An 18,348-nucleotide genomic window follows, 5' to 3' on the forward strand; every position below is an offset into this window, starting at 1 on the left:
GCGTGGCCGTCGTCGGTGACGGCCTCCACGTAGGAGGTGAGATCGTCGGCGACGGGCTTCTTCGTCTCGGCCTCCAGGACGACCTGGGAGGTTCCGTCGTCGGCGTCGCGTGAGCTCCCGTAGATGTGGCCGTCCAGCGAGAACGCCGGGGAGATGGACCGTTCGGTTTCGTCATCGAACCGCCAGCCGACCTCCCCTTCGACCAGGTCGATCCCGATCATCGGGGTCTCTCGGCTCGCTTGGGGCAGCAGCAGGGTATGGGTCGCGGAGTCGTACACGGTGCCGGGAACCCGGACCGTGTTGAAACCGTGGTCGGCGGGGTTCACACCGGGCTCCACCAGGGACCACACCAGCTCACCGCTTTCCAGGTCATGCAGTGACAGCCGCGACGGCTCCTCCGGGTGGCTCCAGCGCACCAGCACGGTCGTGCGGGTCTCCTCGGCACCGCCGCCCTCGTCCTCGGCGCCGTCCGCGCTGTCCTCCTCCCCCGCAGGAAGCTCGTAGCCGCCGACGAGCTGCGGGCGAGGCCTCGGGACGGCCGACCCCCCGGCGAGCTCCTCGTCGTCACCGGCGATCCCCCACAGCAGCTCTCCGGGGGCGTCCCCGGCATCGCGCGCCTGGAGCAGGCCGGCGCCGTCGTGGAGGAAGAGCACATCCCCCTGCGCCCCCACGGGGACCCCCATCCGATCGAGATCAGGGGTGTCGTCCGGATCGTCCTCGGCGTCCTCTTCGGACTCCTCCTCGGCGGCGTCTTCCGGTTCCTCGAAGGTGAAGTCCCAGATCTCCTCGCCGTCCGTGTCGAGGACCGCGAAGTCGCCGTAGGGGTCGTCGGCGCTCCACTCCTCCGGCCGGCGCAGCACCAGACCGTCGAGATAGATCTCGCGGTCGGCCCCTCTCCAGACCGTCTCGCCCTCGTCGTCCAGTACCACCGTGGTCCTGGATCCGTCGTCGTCTTCGCTCAGGATCAGCACCTCGGAGCCGTCGCGGTCGCGCCCGAAGCCGCTGACCCGGTGCGCGCCCTCCCACAGCTTCTCGCCGTCGCCGGCGCGCTGGAGCACGTGCCGCTCCTCGCTGTTGGAGCTGAACAGGAACGCGTTCCCGAGGGACTCGATGCGTACGCCGTTGGCGTCGTCGAGGATACCGGGCCCCTCGGACTCGGGGCCGTGCAGGAACCGGAGCGGCTTTCCGCTCACGCCCGGCGGGAGCTGCGCATCGTAGACGGTGGGCAGCGGCCGCGGTGACTCCTCCGCCTCCTCAGACTGCGGCCCATCGGTGCAGGCCACACCAGAGACGACCAACCCGACACCGGTGACTATCGTCAACGGTGCACGCCGCCAGTGGGGCATGCTGGTCTCTCCCTAGGACGATTGCAGGTAGCAGAAATCCTAGAACGCCACGGCTTCCCGAGATACGCCCGTTACCCGGACCATCGCAGTCGGCCCGCCATGGGACCATACCCGGTCGCCGGGCGTGTCAGAACGCCGCTTCCACCTCGATCGTTGTCGTGCCCTGGACCTCGGATACGGCGCTGCCGCCGGTCGTCTCGGCCAGCCGCCCCTCGAACTCCGGGAGCTCGGACTCGGCGATGGCGACATCGAATTCGACGTCGGTACCGTAGCGGACCTGCCGCACGTAATGGCGGGACTCGCGCAATTCGCTCTCCAGCCTGCCGGCCCTCAGGTAGTCGGCGATCACGGTGACGACAAGGAGGACGCGCCGCTCCAGCACTCCGACGTCGCCGACCGCGGCGGACACCGCGTTGCCATAGGCGCGGACCAGCCCGCCGGCCCCCAGTTTGACCCCTCCGAAGTAGCGGGACACGACCGCGACGGCGCCGGTGATCCGGCGGCGCCGGAGCACCTCCAGCATCGGAACACCCGCGGTTCCGGCGGGCTCGCCGTCGTCATTGCAGCGCTGCGCGTCACCGTTGGAACCGAGCACGTAGGCGGTGCAGTTGTGCGTGGCGTTCCAGTGCAGCCTGCGCCGTTCGGCGATGAACGCCCGCGCCTCCTCCTCGTCCGCCACGCGCGCGAGCGCGCAGACGAAGCGGGATTTTCTGATGTCGAGCTCGTACTCGCCACCGCGCTTGATGGTCCTCATCGGTCTCTGATGCGCGCTCCCCGGCCTCGCTCGTGGAAGGGAAGTCGAAGCTCCCTCATCCTACGCCGGGCGCCGCCGCCCGCCGGCGGGACCTCCCGGGGCCCGGGAGGTCCCGCGGCCGGGTCAGACGGACAGCCCGAAGACCCACATCGCGATCGAGTACATCGTCAGCAGGACAAGGACCACCGCGACGAGGTTCAGCCAGACGCCGCCCTTGACCATCTGCCCGATGCGCACATAGCCGGAGCCGAACACGATCGCGTTGGGCGGCGTCGCCACAGGCAGCATGAACGCCAGCGAGGCCGCCAGGGCGACCGGGACCACCAGGGTCATGACGTCGAGCCCCATCCCCAGGGCGACCCCGGCCATGACCGGGACGAAGATGGTCGCCGTCGCCGTGTTGCTGGTCAGCTCGGTGAGCAGCAGCACCAGCGCGGTCACGACCAGGATCAGCACCCAGCCGGGCACTCCGCCCAAGAGCTCGACCCGCTCACCGATCCAGTCGCTCAGACCGGTGTCGCCGAACTGGGCGGACAGGCTCAGCCCGCCGCCGAACAGCAGCAGGATGCCCCAAGGGAGCTGCACCGCTGTCTGCCAGTCGAGAGCGGCGACCCCGTTGCGGGCGTCCACGGGGATGACGAACAGCGCCACCGCGACGGCCATGGCGATGCCGGCGTCGTCGATACTCGCCAGCCAGGGCAGGGCCCCGCCGATGGTCTCGGTCCCGGCCAGCAGCGGGATCGTGATCCAGGACAGCGCGGCCAGGACGAAGACGACCAGCACCGTCCACTCGCCCCGCGACATCGGCCCCATCTCGCGTAGCTGGCCGCGGACCAGCTCGCGGCCGCCGGGCAGCTCCTTGATCTTCGGCGGGTAGATGAGCCGGGTCAGCACCAGCCACGCGATCACCAGGAACACCAGTGCCAGCGGGAGGCCCACCATCATCCACTGGCCGAAGCCGATGCTGATGCCCTGCTCCTCCGCCAGGTAGCCGACCATGAACGCGTTGGGCGGGGTGCCGATGATCGTCGACACCGACCCGATCGAGGCGGCGTAGGCGACCCCCAGCATCAGCGCGGTGCCGAAGTTGGGGTCGGTCCTGCCGTCGCCGAGCTGGGCGACGAGGGTGAGCACCGACAGCGCGATCGGCAACATCATGATCGCGGTGGCGGTGTTGCTCACCCACATGGTGATGAATGCGGTGGCCAGCATGAACCCGGCGATCAGCATGACGGGGCTGCTGCCTATGCTCGCCACGACGCTCAGCGCGATACGCCGGTGCAGGTTCCAGCGCTGCATGGCCAGGGCGAGCATGAACCCGCCCATGAACAGGAAGATGACCTCGTTGGCGTACGGCGCGGCGACACTCGTGATATTCGCCTCGGCCAGCATGACCGGGAACAGCACCAAGGGGATCAGCGCCGTGGCCGGAATGGGGATGGCCTCCGTCATCCACCAGACGGCCATGAGAGTGGCGACGGCCGCGGTCCTCTTACCGTCCTCGGCCAGGGAATCAGGCAGTACGAGGTAGACGCCCGCGGCCAGCACAAGACCGAGTACCAGCCCCACACGCCTGCGGACCAGCCCTCCGCCGTCCTCCGAAGCGCCGGGGGTCGGGAGTTCGGGGGCGCCGGCCCCGGAGGTATCCGAGCTCCGCACGGACTCCGTCGACATTCGGGACCTCCTCAACGGCTGTTGTGGTGCAGATTACTTCCCGGTGGGATCGTCACCACTCACCGCGCGACCAGGCCTGATAGCGGGTATCGAAGTCGCAACGAAGCCCTTTCGCGTGTCGCGGCCCTTCCTTCCCGTAATCTTACGAACACTTTGGGTAGCGTAAGCGGCGGATTCTGAGACCCTTCGACCAAGCTTGGAGTGCCGACTTGCTCGACACACGATTCGTCATTGGATTGGCCCTGTCCTCACTGCTCGTCGCGGGTTGCGGCGGCGGAGCCGATGAAGCCGACACCGAGGAGGGCGGCCAGGACACGGCTCTCGACGCCCAAGAAGGGGCGCAGGAGGGAGAGGGGGCGGCCGCTGAAAAGGAGGGCCCCACCGAACTGGCGTCGCTCTCCGAGACGTTCGAGCCTACGGGGACGGAGTCGAGGCCGCCGCCTACGACGAAGAGGCGGTGCCCGAGGGGGCCACCATCGACGTCACGGTCACCGAGGAGAGCGAGGGCTCCGCGTACACGGTCGCCGTGACCGGCCTCGAAGCCGACCGGGACTTCGGTGCCCACCTGCACACGGACCCCTGCGGTGCGGACCCCGCCGACTCCGGCCCGCACTACCAGGACGAGGCCGACCCCGAGGCCGACGCCGACACCCCCTCCGCCAACCCCGAGTACGCCAACCCGGAGAACGAGGTCTGGCTGGACTTCACCACCGACAGCGAGGGCAACGCGGCGCAGCAGGCCAAGGTCGACTGGCTGCCGCGTGAAGGCGAGGCCAACTCGATCGTGCTCCACGAAGAGCACACAGCGGAGGAAGAGGGCGAAGCCGGCCAGGCCGGTGACCGCCTGGCCTGTGTGAACGTGCCGCTGTAACGCGAGTGAAGGCGGGCGGCCCGGGCCGCCCGCCGCTACCCGGTGACGAGCCGACGCAGCGCCGTACGCTCGACCACTGTCCATGCGGTGGTCGTCGCCAGGTACAGGCCCGCGGCGAGCGGAACGAAGGCGGCGACGACCACCGCGCCGAACGACAGGTAGGACAGCACCCCGGCGCCGGGAAGCGCCGGTGCGCCCGTCTCCGCGCTCGCGGCGAGCGCCGGGAGCGCCAGCAGGCGCCGCGACAACCAGGCGATCCCGGCGAGGACCCCCAACAGAGTGGCGAAGACCAGCATGTGCGGCCCGGTTCCGGCCGCGAGGCTCCCCGTGAGCGTCGCCCCCAGGGGGACTCCGCCGAGAGTGTGCGTGAGCAGCGTGTTCGGCGCACCGGCAGCGGCCACGCCGGCGAACACGCCGTACAGTGCGGCGAAAACCGGTACCTGCGCGAGCATGGGCAGGCATCCGGCCAGGGGGGAGACACCCTCGGCGGCGTAGAGCCCCTGCTGCTCGGCGACCAGACGCTCGCGGTTCCTGCCGTGCCTGCGTTGCAGCTTCCGGAGCTTCGGCGCGAGCCGCGCCCGGGCCTTCTCACCGCGGACCTGCGCGTAACCGAGTGGGAGCAGCGCCACGCGGACAAGGACGGTCAGGCTGACCACGGCAACGGCGGCGGCCGCGTCCCCGAAGAGTGGGGTGAAAGCCCCGGTAAGCGTCATGACAACGGTGAAGGCCGCACCCATAGCGGCCGCGATCGGCGGAAAGCCGTACATGGCAGAGCCCCTCGTCTGACGGGAGGAAACCGGAAAAGGACACAGACGAGGTGGCCACGCGTCAGCGCGGTCGAGGAAAGCAGGATGCCCCCACGGGCCGGGGAGTCGCGAACGCGCCGGTCTACGCGGCCACCGGTGCCGCTCCCGGCGCTCGGGGACGGGGCTTGCCGGGGGTACCGGGGTGGCGAACGGGGGCGACGACAGCGCGTTCGGCCCGGCGCAGCACGGCGCCGCAGCGGGAAACCCCGCCGTCGAGAAGCGGCCACGCGCGGATGCCGCGCACGGCCATCCAGGCCAGTGCGGCCCCGATCGCGACGACGGCCAGTGCGGTGAGGGCCCCGGCTGTCGGGAGGGAGCTCAGCGGCCAGGCGCTCTCCGCTCCGAAGAACAGGAGGTGGAGCAGCGTGTAGATGGCGGCCACGTGCACCTCCCCGGCGTAGCCGCGCCGATCGCGACCGGATTGCGGACGACGCGGGTCGTCCCCAGCATAGCTCGGGTGGGCGAGACGCGGCCGTGCAAGGCACGCACCGGCGGCCTGCCTGATGTGGCGACACGCCGACGGGAATTCCATCCGATCACCCTCAGCTATAGCTAAATACAAAGAGTGATATTGCCCCCACCCTACGAGGGAAGATAGCCGTGCCGATCCGTCCCGCGAACCTCGCCACCATGTCCGCCACCATCGCGGGAGCACTGGGTGGTGTCCCAGCCGGCGAGAGCAGGCCCCCAAAGGTGACACTGACTTTCGAGTCGGGTTATCAGCAGGTCATCGACGGCGGCGGCTGCCGGGTCCTCACCTCCGGGGAGGGCGGGGTCACCGCGATCGACACCGAGTCGCCCACCAAGTACGCGCTGTTCGCGGGTACGAACTGCCAGACCGGACGGGCAGTCGCCTCCGGCAGCGGTTCCGTGCGCTTCGGTGATCCCGTCCTGGCCGGGGCCATCGTTCTCGGCTGACCCCCGTTCGCTGGGAGGACGCGCCGGCACGGGCGCGGACCCCCTGGCGCCGTTTCACCGGAGCCACGCTGCTCACCCGCGGTTTCCGCCCGCTCCCCGGGCCTTCCGTCCGGCGCCTCGGGGCGGGGCCGAGTGGCGGCGGCCGACCGCGCGCCTTTCGAGAGAGCACACGCCGGACCATGACGCTGGAAAGTATCCGATGAACCGGAAACGGGGAGGAGCGGGCGCACCCGCGCCCGCTCCTCCCTTCTCGGGGTTTACAGAGCGCCTCCGTTGCGATCAGGCGACCCGCCGTGCCCCCGTGTACTGGCCGTCCCAGTAATTGGCCATGTTGACGACCTCGACGCTCCGCCCGGGCTTCGGGGCGTGCACCATCTTGTTGTCGCCCACGTATATCCCCACGTGGCTCGGCCCGGAATAGAAAAAGACCAGATCCCCGGGCCTGAGGTCGGAGCGGTTCACCGACGTGCCTCATTGATCTGGTCAAAGGTGGTTCGACTGAGATCCTTGCCGACCTGTTTGTAGACCCATTGCACCAGGCCCGAGCAGTCGAACGCGTCCGGCCCGGCTCCCCCTCTCCGGTAGGGCTTGCCGATTTGGTTCTGCGCGTGCTCGACGACGCTGGCAGCACTGCCGCTCGATTCCTGGGTGGTCTCCTCTACAGCGACCGGCTCCGCGGGTTCGGAGTCGGCCGGCCCCGCGGACTTGGCGGCGGCCGGCGCCGCGGAGGCGATACCGAACGCGGCCGCCGCCGCCACCGCCGATAAGGTCACTGCCGCCTGGGTCATGCGCTGCGGTCTCTTCCATGCGCGAGGCCGCTCGCCAACGGTGCAGGTACCCATGTTTCCCCCTATGGACGGCCCAATTACCGCATCCCAATAATGCGGTTGGACTTATTCGCAAGGGAAACACAAACAACGACACCGTCCAGTATTCACGCATCCACAGGCGTGTCGCAATGAAATCTAGAGAGCACGGGACACCGTAAAAACGCCCAATGGAAACATTTTAAAGATGGCCACGACCAGGGAAAACGTGCAACATAAAAAGTTTTCACTCCGCATCTCGGAAGAACGCCAACACCATGCGATAAACGGAAACTTCACAACGCCCCACTCACCACATCTCAGGAATCGACCTGATATGTCCTCTTCTCCCGGTCGATCCCGGAAAAGTGGGTGTTCTCCCGTTGCGCACGCGCTCTGCGGGATCCGGCGACGGAAAGGCCACGCGGAAAAATCCGGTCGCTCGCCCTCTCTCACGGGGTCCTGCGAGACCGGAAGGCATCCGGCTCGGCCGCCGGGTCATACGGCGGCGAGGGCCACCCGTTCTCCGTCGACGCGGACGCCACCGCCCGATACCAGGCCGGAGCATCCCGATCGCCTCGCATGACCGCAAGCCCGCGATCTGTCTCCCGCGTCCACTCCACGACAGCTTTGACCAGTACGCGAATCGTTCCCTTCAGCACTGCGGCACCCCCGAACTTAGTTGCCATACCAGTCGGTTTACCTCTGACATCAAGGGTAGCTACACCGGTATGTATAGTCAAGGATTCCCGGTCGGGGAGGGGTACAGACTCGCGGGACCGCGGGGAGCCGCCGACCGGGCACCTACCGCCCGGCCCGGCTACAGGTAGCGGCGGAAGCCCTCGGCGGAATTCTGGAAGCCCAATGAGCGGTAGAACGCGTGGAGGCCGTCATCGGCACCGTGAGAGAGCAGTTCGATCTTGTAGCAGCCCACGCGGGACACCCGTTCCACCGCGTCCTCCATGAGCGCCCGCCCCACACCGCGCCGGCGCATCGCCGGGTCGACCACGACGTTGTCGATGATCGCCCACGATTGGGCGTCATGCGTCAGATTGGCGATCATCACCAGGTCGAGCGTGCCGATGATCTGCCCGCGGCGCTCGGCCACCAGAACGGTGCGATCGGGGTCGTTCTCGATGCGCGTCCAGGCACGCACCGCAGCCGAGGACATACGGACGGTGCTAGTCTGCGCCGGCGTCGCGTCGCCTAGTTCACGGAGAAGCCGCAGAATAGCGCCGAGGTCAGAGCGAATGGCCGCACGGATAATCATGGCTCCGGGCATCGTAGCCGACCTCGGGCGACAGGACCGACGTCCCCCTGCAAGTAGGGATAAAAGGGCGCCGGGGCGGAGCCTCCGCTACCGCCTCCGGCACCCCCACAGCCCGACCAGCCGACCATTCCCATCCGGTTGGGTGGACACGCGGCCTCTCACGATCTCCACGTGGTCTACCCACCTCGAGGTCAGGGCCTTATGATGCGCACGCCCTCGGTGGCCTCGCTGTTCATGGGCTTCTGCGGTATCTGGCCTTCGGGAGCACGGTAGACGCCCGTGATCCCCGGCCCTCCGGCCGCCTGCCCCGGCTGCTGAACGGCCTCCTCCGGTGCGGGAGCGTCGACGCGCGCGCCCTGCGGCGGCCGCGACGGGGTGTTGCGCACCGGCTGGGAGGCCATCTTCTGCTGCGTCTCCGAGCCGTCCGCGGCACCGGAGTCGAACTTGACGGTGGAGTCACCGCCCTGCTCGGTCGAGGAAGGGTCGAGCTTGACGGTCTGCTCTCCCTCCTCCTGAACCTCCTGGGCGGCCTTGCCGGACTTTCCCTGCGGCGCGGACTGCTGGGCGGCGGAAGCACCCTTCGACGCCGCAGCGCCCCCTTGTCCGTCCTGGCCCTTCGCGGGCTGCGCGGTGGAGGCGTCGTCGGATGAGTTCGCGTTCTGCTCCGCCTCGACCTCCTCCTGGGAAAGGCCGGTCTCCAGAGGGCCGGCCTCCTTCTCCGCCCTCAGCAGTTCGGCCAGGGTCCCGTGCATGTCGCCCAGGCGGCGGACGGCTTCGTCATGCGTCGCAGTGAGCGTGGCCAGGCGCCGGTCAGCGGTGTCGTTGATCTTCTTGGCGCGGACCTCGGCGTCGCTGACGCGCCGCTCCGAGTCCTGCTTGGCCTGGGAACGGAGCTGCTCGGCTTCCTTCTTGGCCCCGCTGACCATCTCGGTGGCCTCGGATCGGGCGCTGGAGACCACGCGCTCGGCGTGCTCCTCGGCGTCCTTCACCCGCTTGTTGGCCGCTTCCTCGGCTTTCTTCCGGATCGACTCGACCTCGTCGTCGATCTTGGAGCGCTTGTCCTTGGCCTCCTCCTCCGCTATGCGCAGGATCTCGGCCATACGTGCGCTTATCTGCTCGTGCTCAGGCTTCTCCGCGGCCTTCTCCTTGACCTCGGCGAGCTCGCGGCGCAACTGTTCCAGTTCGTCGTGCGCCCGGGCCAGCCGCTCCTGAAGATCGCGGATCTGGTTGTGGTTGCGCACGACGAAGTCGTCGACCTGACGCTTGTCGTAGCCACCCTTGCGCACGGTAGGGAAGGCGTCTTCTCGGAGTAGATTCGGCAGAATCTCAGTGCTGTGCTCGTTCATGTCCTAATCAACCAGGTCGGCTGCAAGTCGGGGGAGGTACCTCGGCCCCCTGTGTGTTATTCCCATGACACCCCGAAACCACGTCCGTGACCTCCATTTCCCTGATACTCGGGGTGTCTCGGACGACGACGACAGAGGTCCGAGTCATGTGCGAAGTGTGACGTAGCGAACACCTTAGGGGCGACCACCGTAACGGCCCGTCCTCGCCTCTTCAATGGGCTGGACGAACCCTGTCGCCATCTTGTGACTACCGTGTTCGTACTCTTACTAAGGTATGCGCGATCTTGAACGCCCAGTGCGGGACGCGGATCATTCTCGTCCTCTCCCGCCCCCCGCACAATGGCCGTAGGAGGCCCAAGATGACCGGTCCCCTCGTGGGAGACGCCCCGTTCGGCGAACCCGACATCCACCCCGAAGCCTGGATCGCCCCCGGAGCCATCGTCATCGGGCGGGTCCGCATCGGCGCCGCCAGCAGTGTCTGGTACGGCTCCGTGCTGCGCGCCGACACCGAGGACATCATCGTGGGCGAATACTGCAACATTCAGGACCAGTGCGGGATGCACTCCGATCCCGGGGAGCCCGCCGTCCTGGCAGACCGGGTCAGTCTGGGGCACCAGGCGATGGTCCACGGGGCCGTGATCGAGGAGGGTGCGCTGATCGGGATCGGGGCGAAGGTGCTCGGTGGGGCCCGAGTCGGCAAGGGCGCGCTCGTCGCGGCGGGTGCGCTCGTCCCCCCGGGGAAGACCGTCCCGCCGGACACCCTGTGGGCGGGCGTGCCCGGCAAGGTGGTCCGCGACCTGACCGACGACGATCGCGGGTCGTTCGCCTCGACCCCGGAGAAGTATGCGGGCTACGCAGAGGAGCACAAAGCGGTCCGCTGGCGCGGATAACCCGGTCCCCGGCTCCCCCGGTTGCGGGCCACCGGCTGCTCGCCCGCCCCCGGGGGCCCGATCCCCGCTCACAGCGGTCGCCGCGGGCCGCGGATCCCCAGCTGAACGAAGGGAAATAGCACCACGGATTCGATCGCCCTAGTCCCATCGGTGCCCGGAATACGGTGGAACGGTACCCCCAGGTGACTACATCGGCCGTGGTCCGAGAATGGTCCCTATGGGTCATGCGCCGCGGAGCTACCCGAGCGTAGCCTTGATTCTGAGGCGCGATGCCCGAGCGGGCCGATCGGCCTGATGCACCGGACCGGCGATGATGCCAGTGGTACGGACGTTCCTGTGTCCGGGGAGGTCAACACGGGCCGGAGGTGGCCGCATAGCGCTGTTCGATGGAGGTGGGCGCGGTTGGATCACAGCATCGATCCACGCCTTCACGATCACGTCGCACTCGCCGAGATCGAGCTCTACACCGAACTCCTGACCGCCGTGGCAACGGCGGAGTGCAGCCTCACCCTCGACGAGATCGACCGGGTACTGGGGGTGCGCCCCGTGCGGGAACCGGATCCCCCGCCCATGCCCTCGTTCTGCACGCCGCGCCGGTCCCGCGTACCCCGGCGATCGCGGCGGTGAGGGCACCCGCGCACCCGAACGTTCAAGGGCGGTGCCGCGCTGTCGCGCGGCACCGCCCTTGACGAGCTCTCCCGACCAGAGCGCTAGGCCTTCTCCGCCTCCACCTCCTCGGTGGTGGGGCGCCCGTCCTTGACCGAGCGGAGCAGCAGCTGGGAGACGTCGACGACCTCCAGGCTCTCCTTGGCCTCGCCCGCGGACTTCTTCTCGTTGATCGCGTCGCCGAGCATCACCTGGCAGAACGGGCAGGCGGTGGAAACGGTGTCGGGGTTGGTGGTCAGCGCCTCGTCCACGCGCTCGGTGTTGATGCGCTTGCCGATGCGCTCCTCCATCCACATCCGGGCGCCGCCCGCGCCGCAGCAGAAGCCCCGCTCCTTGTGCCGGTGCATCTCCTGGGTCTTGACACCGGGCACCTGCGCCATGATCTCGCGGGGCGGCGTGTACACCTTGTTGTGGCGGCCCAGGAAGCAGGGGTCATGGTAGGTGATGTTCTCCTCGACCGGCTGCACCGGGGTGAGCCTGCCCTCGTCCACCAGCGTGGCCAGCAGCTGGCTGTGGTGGACGACGTCATAGTGGCCGCCGAGTTGCGGGTACTCGTTGCCGAGCGTGTTGAAACAGTGCGGGCAGCTCGCGACGATCTTCGTGGCACCGGCCTCGTTCAGTGTCTCCACGTTCTGCTGGGCGAGCATCTGGAAGACGTACTCCATGCCCAAGCGGCGCGCGGGGTCGCCGGTGCAGGCCTCCATCCCGCCGAGCACCGCGAACTTCACGCCCGCCATGTGCAGCAGTTCGGCGATCGCCTTGGTGGTCTTCTTGGCGCGGTCCTCCAGGGCGCCGGCGCACCCCACCCAGAACAGGTATTCCGTTCCCTCGGGCAGCGTGTCCTCGACCACGGGCACCTCGAAGTCGAGCTCGGAGATCCAGTCGAGGCGCCTGTCCTCACTCATGCCCCACGGGTTGCCCTTGTTCTCCAGGTTCTTGAGCAGCGTGTTCGCCTCAGAGGGGAAACTCGACTCGATCATCACCTGGTAGCGGCGCATGTCCATGATGTGGTCGATGTGCTCGATGTCGACCGGGCACTGCTCGACGCAGGCACCGCAGTTGGTGCACGCCCACAACTCGTCGGGGTGGATGACCCCGCCCTCCTCCTCGGTGCCCACCAGCGGCTTGCCGAGCAGGGAGAGGACGTCGTCGTGGATGTCCGGGGTCTCCTCCGTCGTCCCGTTCAGCAGGTAGGGGGCCTTCTCGTAGGCGTGTTCCCGCAGGTCCATGACGACCTTCTTGGGGGAGAGCGGTTTGCCCGTGTTCCACGCGGGGCACTGCGACTGGCACCGCCCGCACTCGGTGCAGGTGGTGAAGTCGAGCAGGCCCTTCCAGGTGAAGTCCTCGATCTTGCCGGCCCCGAATGGGTCCTCGTCGGGATCGGCCTCTTCGAAGTCGAGCGGCTTCGTGCCCGACTTGTCCATCATCGGCTTGGCCGCACCGAGCGCGGGGGCGCCGTCGGCGTTGCGCTTGAAGTAGATGTTGACGGGCGCGGTGAACCGGTGCCAGCCGATGCCCATCGTCATGACCAGCCCCAGGACCAGGAAGAACATCCAGGAGATGATCAGTTTGAACGCCGCCACGAGCGCGAGTCCGGCCTCGCTCGGGGGCAGCGCGGCTCCGACCGCGTGCGAAATGGGGGTGACCCACACGGGGAACGGGAAGTCGTCCAGCGCGACCTTGAAGCCGCGGATCACGAAGATCGAGGCGAGCAGGCCGACGATGTAGGCCTCGATGTAGTAGGCGTGCCAGTGCCGGGAGTTCGCGAACCGCGATTGGCGACCGATCCGCCGGGGTCCGCGAACCTGGCGGTAGATCGCCAGGCCGGTGATCGCGACCAGGCTGATCCCGGCGATGGCCTCCATCGCCAGGCCGTAGATCATCCAGTCGTGGATGACCGGCAGATGGAAGTGCGGGTTCCACACCTCTCCGTGCGCCTCGGCGACGGTGAACACCAGAGCGGGAACGAGACCATGATGAACCAGTGCGCGACGCCGATCCAGCGCCATTTGAGCATGCGCGTGTGCCCGAGCGTCTCGATCACCGTGGTCGTCAGACGCTGACCGAACGGCCCCTTGCGTTCTGGTTCCACCGGACGGCCGACGCTCACGGTGCGCACCATATGGCGGATGCCAAAGGCGAACACCGCTGCACCGACCACGGCGAAGGCGGTCGTAATGATTCCGAGAATCATGTAGAGCATCGCCCGCGGCCTCCCAACGTGCTGTCGTGCTCTGATGCGCCACACACCAGATGCCGGACACATGTTACTAGCGAGTAATCAATGGTGCGCCATCCCCTCCGCACGGGCGGACGACCGGCGCGATCAGGTCGCACTCTACGTTAGGCGAGGCCGACCGGACCCGCCCCCTCAGGTTCACCTCACACAGCCGTCCTACCTGGTCACCCCCTGGAAACCTCACGGACACACCCGACCGCGCCCGGCACCGGCGCCCTCCGACGGCACCGGACGGCGTGCTTCACCCGGCCGCGAGGAAGCCGCCCCAGCCGGGAACAACAGCCCGGCCTCATCCGTTTACAGAGGTGTCGATCGACTATGAGTCGTAGCGACTCAAGTGATTTGACAGCATGAACCCGGCGAAGCAAACTGGCGCCTGTAAGACTCAACTTTGACGGAGGACGTACTCATGGCACGAGCGGTCGGAATCGACCTTGGGACGACGAACTCGGTCGTCTCGGTCCTGGAAGGCGGCGAGCCACGGTGATCGCCAACGCCGAGGGCGCCCGGACCACTCCGTCCGTCGTTGCCTTCGCCAAGAACGGCGAAGTGCTGATGGGCGAGGTCGCCAAGCGTCAGGCGGTCACCAACGTCGAGCGGACGATCCGGTCGGTCAAGCGCCACATGGGGACCGACTGGAGCACCGAGATCGACGACAAGAGCTTCAACCCGCAGCAGATCAGCGCGTTCGTGCTGCAGAAGCTCAAGCGGGATGCCGAGGCCTACCTGGGCGAGGAGGTCACCGACGCCGTCGTCACGGTCCCGGCGTACTTCAGCGACTCCCAGCGCCAGGCCACCAAGGAAGCCGGGCAGATCGCGGGCCTCAACGTCCTGCGCATCATCAACGAGCCCACCTCCGCGGCGCTCGCCTACCACCTTGAGAAAGAGGACGAAGCCACGATCCTGGTCTACGACCTCGGTGGCGGCACGTTCGACGTCTCCCTGCTCGAGGTCGGCGACGGCGTGGTCGAGGTGAAGGCCACCAACGGCGACAACCACCTCGGCGGCGACGACTGGGACCAGGCGGTCGTCGACTGGCTGGTCGAGCGGTTCAAGAACGCCAACGGTGTTGACCTCTCCAAGGACAAGATGGCGCTGCAGCGCCTCCGCGAGGCCGCCGAGAAGGCCAAGATCGAGGTGTCCAGCTCCAGCGAGTCCTCCATCAACCTGCCCTACATCACGGCGTCGTCCGAGGGCCCGCTGCACCTGGACGAGAAGCTCACCCGGGCCGAGTTCCAGCGGCTCACCAGCGACCTGCTTGAGCGCACCAAGGCACCGTTCCATCAGGTCATCAAGGACGCCGGTATCAGCGTTGACCAGATCAACCACGTGGTCATGGTCGGCGGTTCGACCCGGATGCCCGCGGTCGTCGAGGTGGTCAAGGAGCTCACCGGCGGCAAGGAGCCCAACAAGGGCGTCAACCCCGACGAGGTCGTCGCCGTCGGCGCCGCGCTCCAGGCCGGTGTGCTCAAGGGCGAGGTCAAGGACGTCCTGCTGCTCGACGTGACCCCGCTGTCCCTGGGCATCGAGACCAAGGGCGGCGTGTTCAGCAAGCTCATCGAGAAGAACACCACGATCCCGACCAAGCGCTCGGAGATCTTCACGACGGCCGACGACAACCAGCCCTCGGTGCAGATCCAGGTCTACCAGGGCGAACGCGAAATGGCCCAGTACAACAAGAAGCTGGGCGTGTTCGACCTGACCGGGATTCCGCCGGCGCCTCGCGGCGTCCCGCAGATCGAGGTCACGTTCGACATCGACGCCAACGGCATCGTGAACGTCACCGCGAAGGACCTCGGCACCGGCAAGGAGCAGTCGGTGACCATCTCCGGCGGCTCGGCCATGAGCAAGGACGAGATCGACCGGATGGTCCACGAGGCCGAGCAGTACGCGGAGGAGGACCGAAAGCGCCGCGAGGAGGCCGAGGTCCGCAACAACGCCGAGTCCCTCGTCTACCAGACCGAGAAGGTCATCAAGGACAACGAGGACAAGATCCCGGCGGACGTCAAGTCCGAGACCGAAGGGGCCCTTGGCGAGCTCAAGAAGGCGCTTGAGGCACCGACATCGAGGCCATCCGCTCGGCGAGCGAGAAGGTCGCACTGGCCAGCCAGAAGATCGGTTCCGCGATCTACGGGCAGGGCGAGCAGGCGGGTACCGCTCAGGGGGCCGACGCCGGCGACGATGCCGGAGCCGGATCCCAGGGCGACGACAGCGACGTCGTGGACGCCGAGATCGTCGACGAGGAGAACGAGAAGCGGGACGGCAACGCCTGAGTCGTAGGACGCGGAAGGCAAGGAGGCGCAGCGAATGGCGCTGCCGGAGAACGAGAACGGTCACGAGCAGCAGGGGCCGGTGATCCGCGACAAACGGCGCATCGACCCCGAGACCGGTGAACTGCGCACACCGGAGGGGGCGGAAACGCCCGCTCCGGGCTCCGCGGAGGCCGAGGGCGGAACGGTCGACGTCGACGCGGCCTCCGAGGCCATCGGCACTGCCGGCGTCGCCCAGGAGACGGAACTCGGGGCTGTGCAGCAGCAGCTCGTCGAGCGCACCAACGACCTCAAGCGGTTGCAGGCGGAGTACGCCAATTACCGCAAGCGGGTCGACCGTGACCGGGCCACCGTCCGGGACCAGGCGCTCGCCCAGGTGGTGGGCGAACTGCTGCCCATACTGGACGACATCGGCCGCGCTCGCGAGCACGACGAGCTCAACGGCGGGTTCAAGTCCGTCGGCGAGTCGCTGGAGGCGCTCGTCACCAAGTTGGGGCTGAAGAAGTACGGGGAGGCCGGCGACGAGTTCGACCCGAACGTGCACGAGGCCCTGACGATGGTGCCCTCAGCCGACGTCACCGTGCCCACGGTGATCGAGGTGTTCCAGCCCGGGTACCTGATCGGTGAACGGGTACTGCGTCCGGCCCGCGTCGTGGTGGCCGGTCCGGGTGAGGAGAGCGTGGAGACGCCCGGAGATGCCGTGGCCGGAGCCGAAGCGGCGGGGCCTCCGGAAGCTCCGCCGGCGGAGCCAGGTGAGCCCGCCTCAGGCCCAGAGGCCAACGGCGAGCAGCAGAAGTAACGGATGATCCGCCCCGGGCACGGCACAGCGCCCGGGGCGGACATCTCCGGGTCGGGCGAGGCCGGACCTTGACGGACAAGAGCGCGAAGCGGGGAGAAGGCAGACGTCGATGAGCACCAAGGACTACCTGGAGAAGGACTACTACAAGGTCCTCGGAGTCTCAAAGACGGCCACGCAGGACGAGATCAAGCAGTCCTATCGCAAGCTCGCGCGCGAGTACCACCCTGACGCCAACAAAGGAGACTCCGAGGCCGAGAACCGGTTCAAGGAGATCTCCGAGGCGTACAACGTCCTCTCCGACGAGAAGCGGCGTAAGGAGTACGACGACGCGCGCTCGCTCTTCGGCGGCTCCTACCGGCCGGGCGGAGGCACCGGCACGGGAGGCTTCGACCTGGGTGACCTGTTCGGTCAGGGCACCGGTACCAGCACGGGAGGCGGCGAACGGCTCAGCGACCTGTTCGGCGGGCTGTTCGGCGGCCGCGGCCGGACGACTACGCAGGCGCGCCGCGGAGCCGACGTCGAGACCGAGACCCGGCTGACCTTCTCCGAGGCGGTCACCGGTGTCACCAGATCGTTCCAGTTGACCAGCGAGGCCGCGTGCTCCACCTGCAAGGGCACCGGAGCGAAGGCCGGATCGACCCCCCGGGTGTGCGCCAGATGCTCGGGCACCGGCCACGAGAGCAAGAACCTGGGCGGGTTCTCCCTGTCCGAACCCTGCAGCGAGTGCAAGGGACGCGGCCTCGTCGTCGACGACCCCTGTCCCACATGCAGCGGAAGCGGGCGCGGCAAGAGCACCCGCACGATCCAGGCCCGGATCCCGGGAGGCGTCTCCGACGGCCAGCGGATCCGGATCAAAGGCAAAGGAGCGCCGGGAGAACGCGGGGGACCGGCCGGAGACCTCTACGTGGTGGTACATGTGCAGCCGCATTCTCTGTTCGGCAAGTCCGGCGACAACCTGACGATTACCGTTCCGGTGACCTTCCCTGAGGCCGCGCTCGGCGCCGATGTGCGGGTCCCGACGCTCAACGGCCTTCCGGTCACCGTCAAGATCCCTCCGGGCACGCCGAACGGGCGCACGCTCCGGGTCCGGGGCAAAGGGGCGACCCGCCGCGACGGCACGACGGGCGACCTGCTCGTGACCGTCGAGGTCGCGGTACCGCAGAGCCTCAGCAGCGACGCTCGGGAGGCCTTGGAGAAGTTCCGCGCCGCGACCGCGGACCAGGACCCGCGCCAAGGGCTTGAAGCGCGGGCGAAGGGGGCGGGAGAACAATGAACAACCCCGCGTTCGGCGACGACACCCCGGTCTACGTCATCTCCGTCGCCGCCGAGCTGTCCGGCCTGCACCCGCAGACGCTGCGCCAGTACGACCGGCTCGGCCTGGTCTCTCCCGGCCGGGCGTCCGGGCGCGGTCGCCGCTACTCCATGCGCGACATCCAGATGCTCCGCGAGGTGCAGCGGCTGTCCCAGGAGGAGGGCATCAACCTCGCCGGGATCAAACGCATTCTGGAGCTCCAGCGCGAGGTCGCGGAGCTGCGGGAGCACATCTTCCATCTGCACAACGAAATGGAGGCGGCGCGCAGCGCGGTCTCCCGGCGCGAGTCGGGGCGCTCTCCCGGCGGCGAACTGCTGCCGGTGCGTCGGGCGCGCGTGACGATCTTCAACACTTCGCCTCCGCCCGAGCAGAACCGATAGC

14 protein-coding genes and 3 pseudogenes are annotated in these 18,348 nt (G+C 68.1%); 8 read left to right on the plus strand and 9 right to left on the minus strand.

Annotated elements, in window-relative coordinates; genetic code table 11:
* Window positions 1-1,473: 1,473 nt before the first annotated feature.
* Both VS93_RS14455 and VS93_RS14460 read right to left on the minus strand, forming a co-directional pair.
* Entirely contained in the window at window positions 1,474-2,100 is a 627-nt protein-coding gene (locus VS93_RS14455; protein WP_046470460.1) for a YigZ family protein, read from the minus strand.
* Between the two features lie 123 nt (window positions 2,101-2,223).
* The gene (locus VS93_RS14460) at window positions 2,224-3,774 is read right to left on the minus strand and encodes an SLC13 family permease (RefSeq protein ID WP_052745760.1); all 1,551 of its coding nucleotides are present in this window, start codon (window positions 3,772-3,774) and stop codon (window positions 2,224-2,226) included.
* A gap of 209 nt (window positions 3,775-3,983) precedes the next feature.
* Here VS93_RS14460 and VS93_RS31695 point away from each other — a divergent pair.
* Window positions 3,984-4,645, plus strand: a pseudogene (locus tag VS93_RS31695) (superoxide dismutase family protein).
* A 35-nt stretch (window positions 4,646-4,680) separates the two neighbouring features.
* Here the strand turns inward: VS93_RS31695 and VS93_RS14470 are convergent.
* Both VS93_RS14470 and VS93_RS14475 read right to left on the minus strand, forming a co-directional pair.
* Window positions 4,681-5,412, minus strand: coding sequence for a YidC/Oxa1 family membrane protein insertase (locus tag VS93_RS14470; protein WP_046470461.1), 732 nt, complete (start codon window positions 5,410-5,412; stop codon window positions 4,681-4,683).
* Window positions 5,413-5,533: 121 nt separating this feature from the next.
* Window positions 5,534-5,833: a DUF6412 domain-containing protein gene (locus tag VS93_RS14475; protein WP_052745761.1), complete on the minus strand. Its 300-nt coding sequence runs from the start codon at window positions 5,831-5,833 to the stop codon at window positions 5,534-5,536.
* A 218-nt stretch (window positions 5,834-6,051) separates the two neighbouring features.
* Here VS93_RS14475 and VS93_RS14480 point away from each other — a divergent pair, with 218 nt between their 5' ends.
* Window positions 6,052-6,369, plus strand: coding sequence for a hypothetical protein (locus VS93_RS14480; RefSeq protein ID WP_046470462.1), 318 nt, complete (start codon window positions 6,052-6,054; stop codon window positions 6,367-6,369).
* Window positions 6,370-6,648: 279 nt separating this feature from the next.
* On the opposite strand, the gene VS93_RS32535 is transcribed toward VS93_RS14480, so the two are convergent.
* The 4 genes from VS93_RS32535 to VS93_RS14495 form a co-directional block, all read right to left on the minus strand.
* Complete coding sequence (locus tag VS93_RS32535) at window positions 6,649-6,831, minus strand: NlpC/P60 family protein (protein ID WP_156184843.1); 183 nt, start codon at window positions 6,829-6,831, stop codon at window positions 6,649-6,651.
* Window positions 6,828-7,157 carry a C40 family peptidase gene (locus VS93_RS32540; protein ID WP_162231685.1) on the minus strand — a complete coding sequence of 110 codons (330 nt, stop codon included), beginning with the start codon at window positions 7,155-7,157 and terminating at the stop codon, window positions 6,828-6,830. The genes VS93_RS32535 and VS93_RS32540 overlap by 4 nt, the downstream gene beginning before the upstream one ends.
* An 838-nt stretch (window positions 7,158-7,995) precedes the next feature.
* Window positions 7,996-8,445, minus strand: coding sequence for a GNAT family N-acetyltransferase (locus tag VS93_RS14490; RefSeq protein ID WP_046470463.1), 450 nt, complete (start codon window positions 8,443-8,445; stop codon window positions 7,996-7,998).
* A 191-nt stretch (window positions 8,446-8,636) separates the two neighbouring features.
* Window positions 8,637-9,791, minus strand: a complete 1,155-nt coding sequence (locus tag VS93_RS14495) for a coiled-coil domain-containing protein (RefSeq protein WP_046470464.1) — start codon at window positions 9,789-9,791, stop codon at window positions 8,637-8,639.
* A gap of 359 nt (window positions 9,792-10,150) precedes the next feature.
* Between VS93_RS14495 and VS93_RS14500 the strand changes: the two genes are divergently transcribed.
* Together VS93_RS14500 and VS93_RS14505 are read left to right on the plus strand one after the other, a co-directional pair.
* Window positions 10,151-10,681: a gamma carbonic anhydrase family protein gene (locus VS93_RS14500; RefSeq protein WP_046470465.1), complete on the plus strand. Its 531-nt coding sequence runs from the start codon at window positions 10,151-10,153 to the stop codon at window positions 10,679-10,681.
* Window positions 10,682-11,083: 402 nt separating this feature from the next.
* Window positions 11,084-11,308, plus strand: a complete 225-nt coding sequence (locus tag VS93_RS14505) for a hypothetical protein (RefSeq protein ID WP_046470466.1) — start codon at window positions 11,084-11,086, stop codon at window positions 11,306-11,308.
* Between the two features lie 83 nt (window positions 11,309-11,391).
* Here VS93_RS14505 and VS93_RS14510 read toward each other — a convergent pair.
* A pseudogene (locus tag VS93_RS14510) lies at window positions 11,392-13,550 on the minus strand ((Fe-S)-binding protein).
* A gap of 445 nt (window positions 13,551-13,995) precedes the next feature.
* Between VS93_RS14510 and dnaK the strand changes: the two are divergent.
* From dnaK to VS93_RS14530, 4 genes and pseudogenes are all read left to right on the plus strand, one after another.
* A pseudogene (dnaK, locus tag VS93_RS14515) lies at window positions 13,996-15,859 on the plus strand (molecular chaperone DnaK).
* Between the two features lie 34 nt (window positions 15,860-15,893).
* On the plus strand, window positions 15,894-16,655 hold the full coding sequence (grpE, locus tag VS93_RS14520; protein WP_046470467.1) for a nucleotide exchange factor GrpE: 762 nt from the start codon (window positions 15,894-15,896) through the stop codon (window positions 16,653-16,655).
* A 109-nt stretch (window positions 16,656-16,764) separates the two neighbouring features.
* The gene (gene dnaJ / locus VS93_RS14525) at window positions 16,765-17,928 is read left to right on the plus strand and encodes a molecular chaperone DnaJ (RefSeq protein ID WP_046470468.1); all 1,164 of its coding nucleotides are present in this window, start codon (window positions 16,765-16,767) and stop codon (window positions 17,926-17,928) included.
* On the plus strand, window positions 17,925-18,347 hold the full coding sequence (locus VS93_RS14530; protein ID WP_046470469.1) for a heat shock protein transcriptional repressor HspR: 423 nt from the start codon (window positions 17,925-17,927) through the stop codon (window positions 18,345-18,347). Before dnaJ ends, VS93_RS14530 begins: the two co-directional genes overlap by 4 nt.
* Window position 18,348: the final 1 nt, after the last annotated feature.

The organism is Allosalinactinospora lopnorensis (assembly GCF_000981225.1).
Classification (GTDB): Bacteria; Actinomycetota; Actinomycetes; order Streptosporangiales; family Streptosporangiaceae; genus Allosalinactinospora; species Allosalinactinospora lopnorensis.

Bases quoted from the DNA above. Each gene is read 5' to 3' on its own strand.
- VS93_RS14455 (WP_046470460.1), bottom strand. From the start codon at position 2,100: ATGAGGACCATCAAGCGCGGTGGCGAGTACGAGCTCGACATCAGAAAA.
- VS93_RS14460 (WP_052745760.1), bottom strand. From the start codon at position 3,774: ATGTCGACGGAGTCCGTGCGGAGCTCGGATACCTCCGGGGCCGGCGCC.
- VS93_RS14470 (WP_046470461.1), bottom strand. From the start codon at position 5,412: ATGTACGGCTTTCCGCCGATCGCGGCCGCTATGGGTGCGGCCTTCACC.
- VS93_RS32540 (WP_162231685.1), bottom strand. From the start codon at position 7,157: ATGACCCAGGCGGCAGTGACCTTATCGGCGGTGGCGGCGGCGGCCGCG.
- VS93_RS14490 (WP_046470463.1), bottom strand. From the start codon at position 8,445: ATGATTATCCGTGCGGCCATTCGCTCTGACCTCGGCGCTATTCTGCGG.
- VS93_RS14495 (WP_046470464.1), bottom strand. From the start codon at position 9,791: ATGAACGAGCACAGCACTGAGATTCTGCCGAATCTACTCCGAGAAGAC.
- VS93_RS14500 (WP_046470465.1), top strand. From the start codon at position 10,151: ATGACCGGTCCCCTCGTGGGAGACGCCCCGTTCGGCGAACCCGACATC.
- grpE (WP_046470467.1), top strand. From the start codon at position 15,894: ATGGCGCTGCCGGAGAACGAGAACGGTCACGAGCAGCAGGGGCCGGTG.
- dnaJ (WP_046470468.1), top strand. From the start codon at position 16,765: ATGAGCACCAAGGACTACCTGGAGAAGGACTACTACAAGGTCCTCGGA.
- VS93_RS14530 (WP_046470469.1), top strand. From the start codon at position 17,925: ATGAACAACCCCGCGTTCGGCGACGACACCCCGGTCTACGTCATCTCC.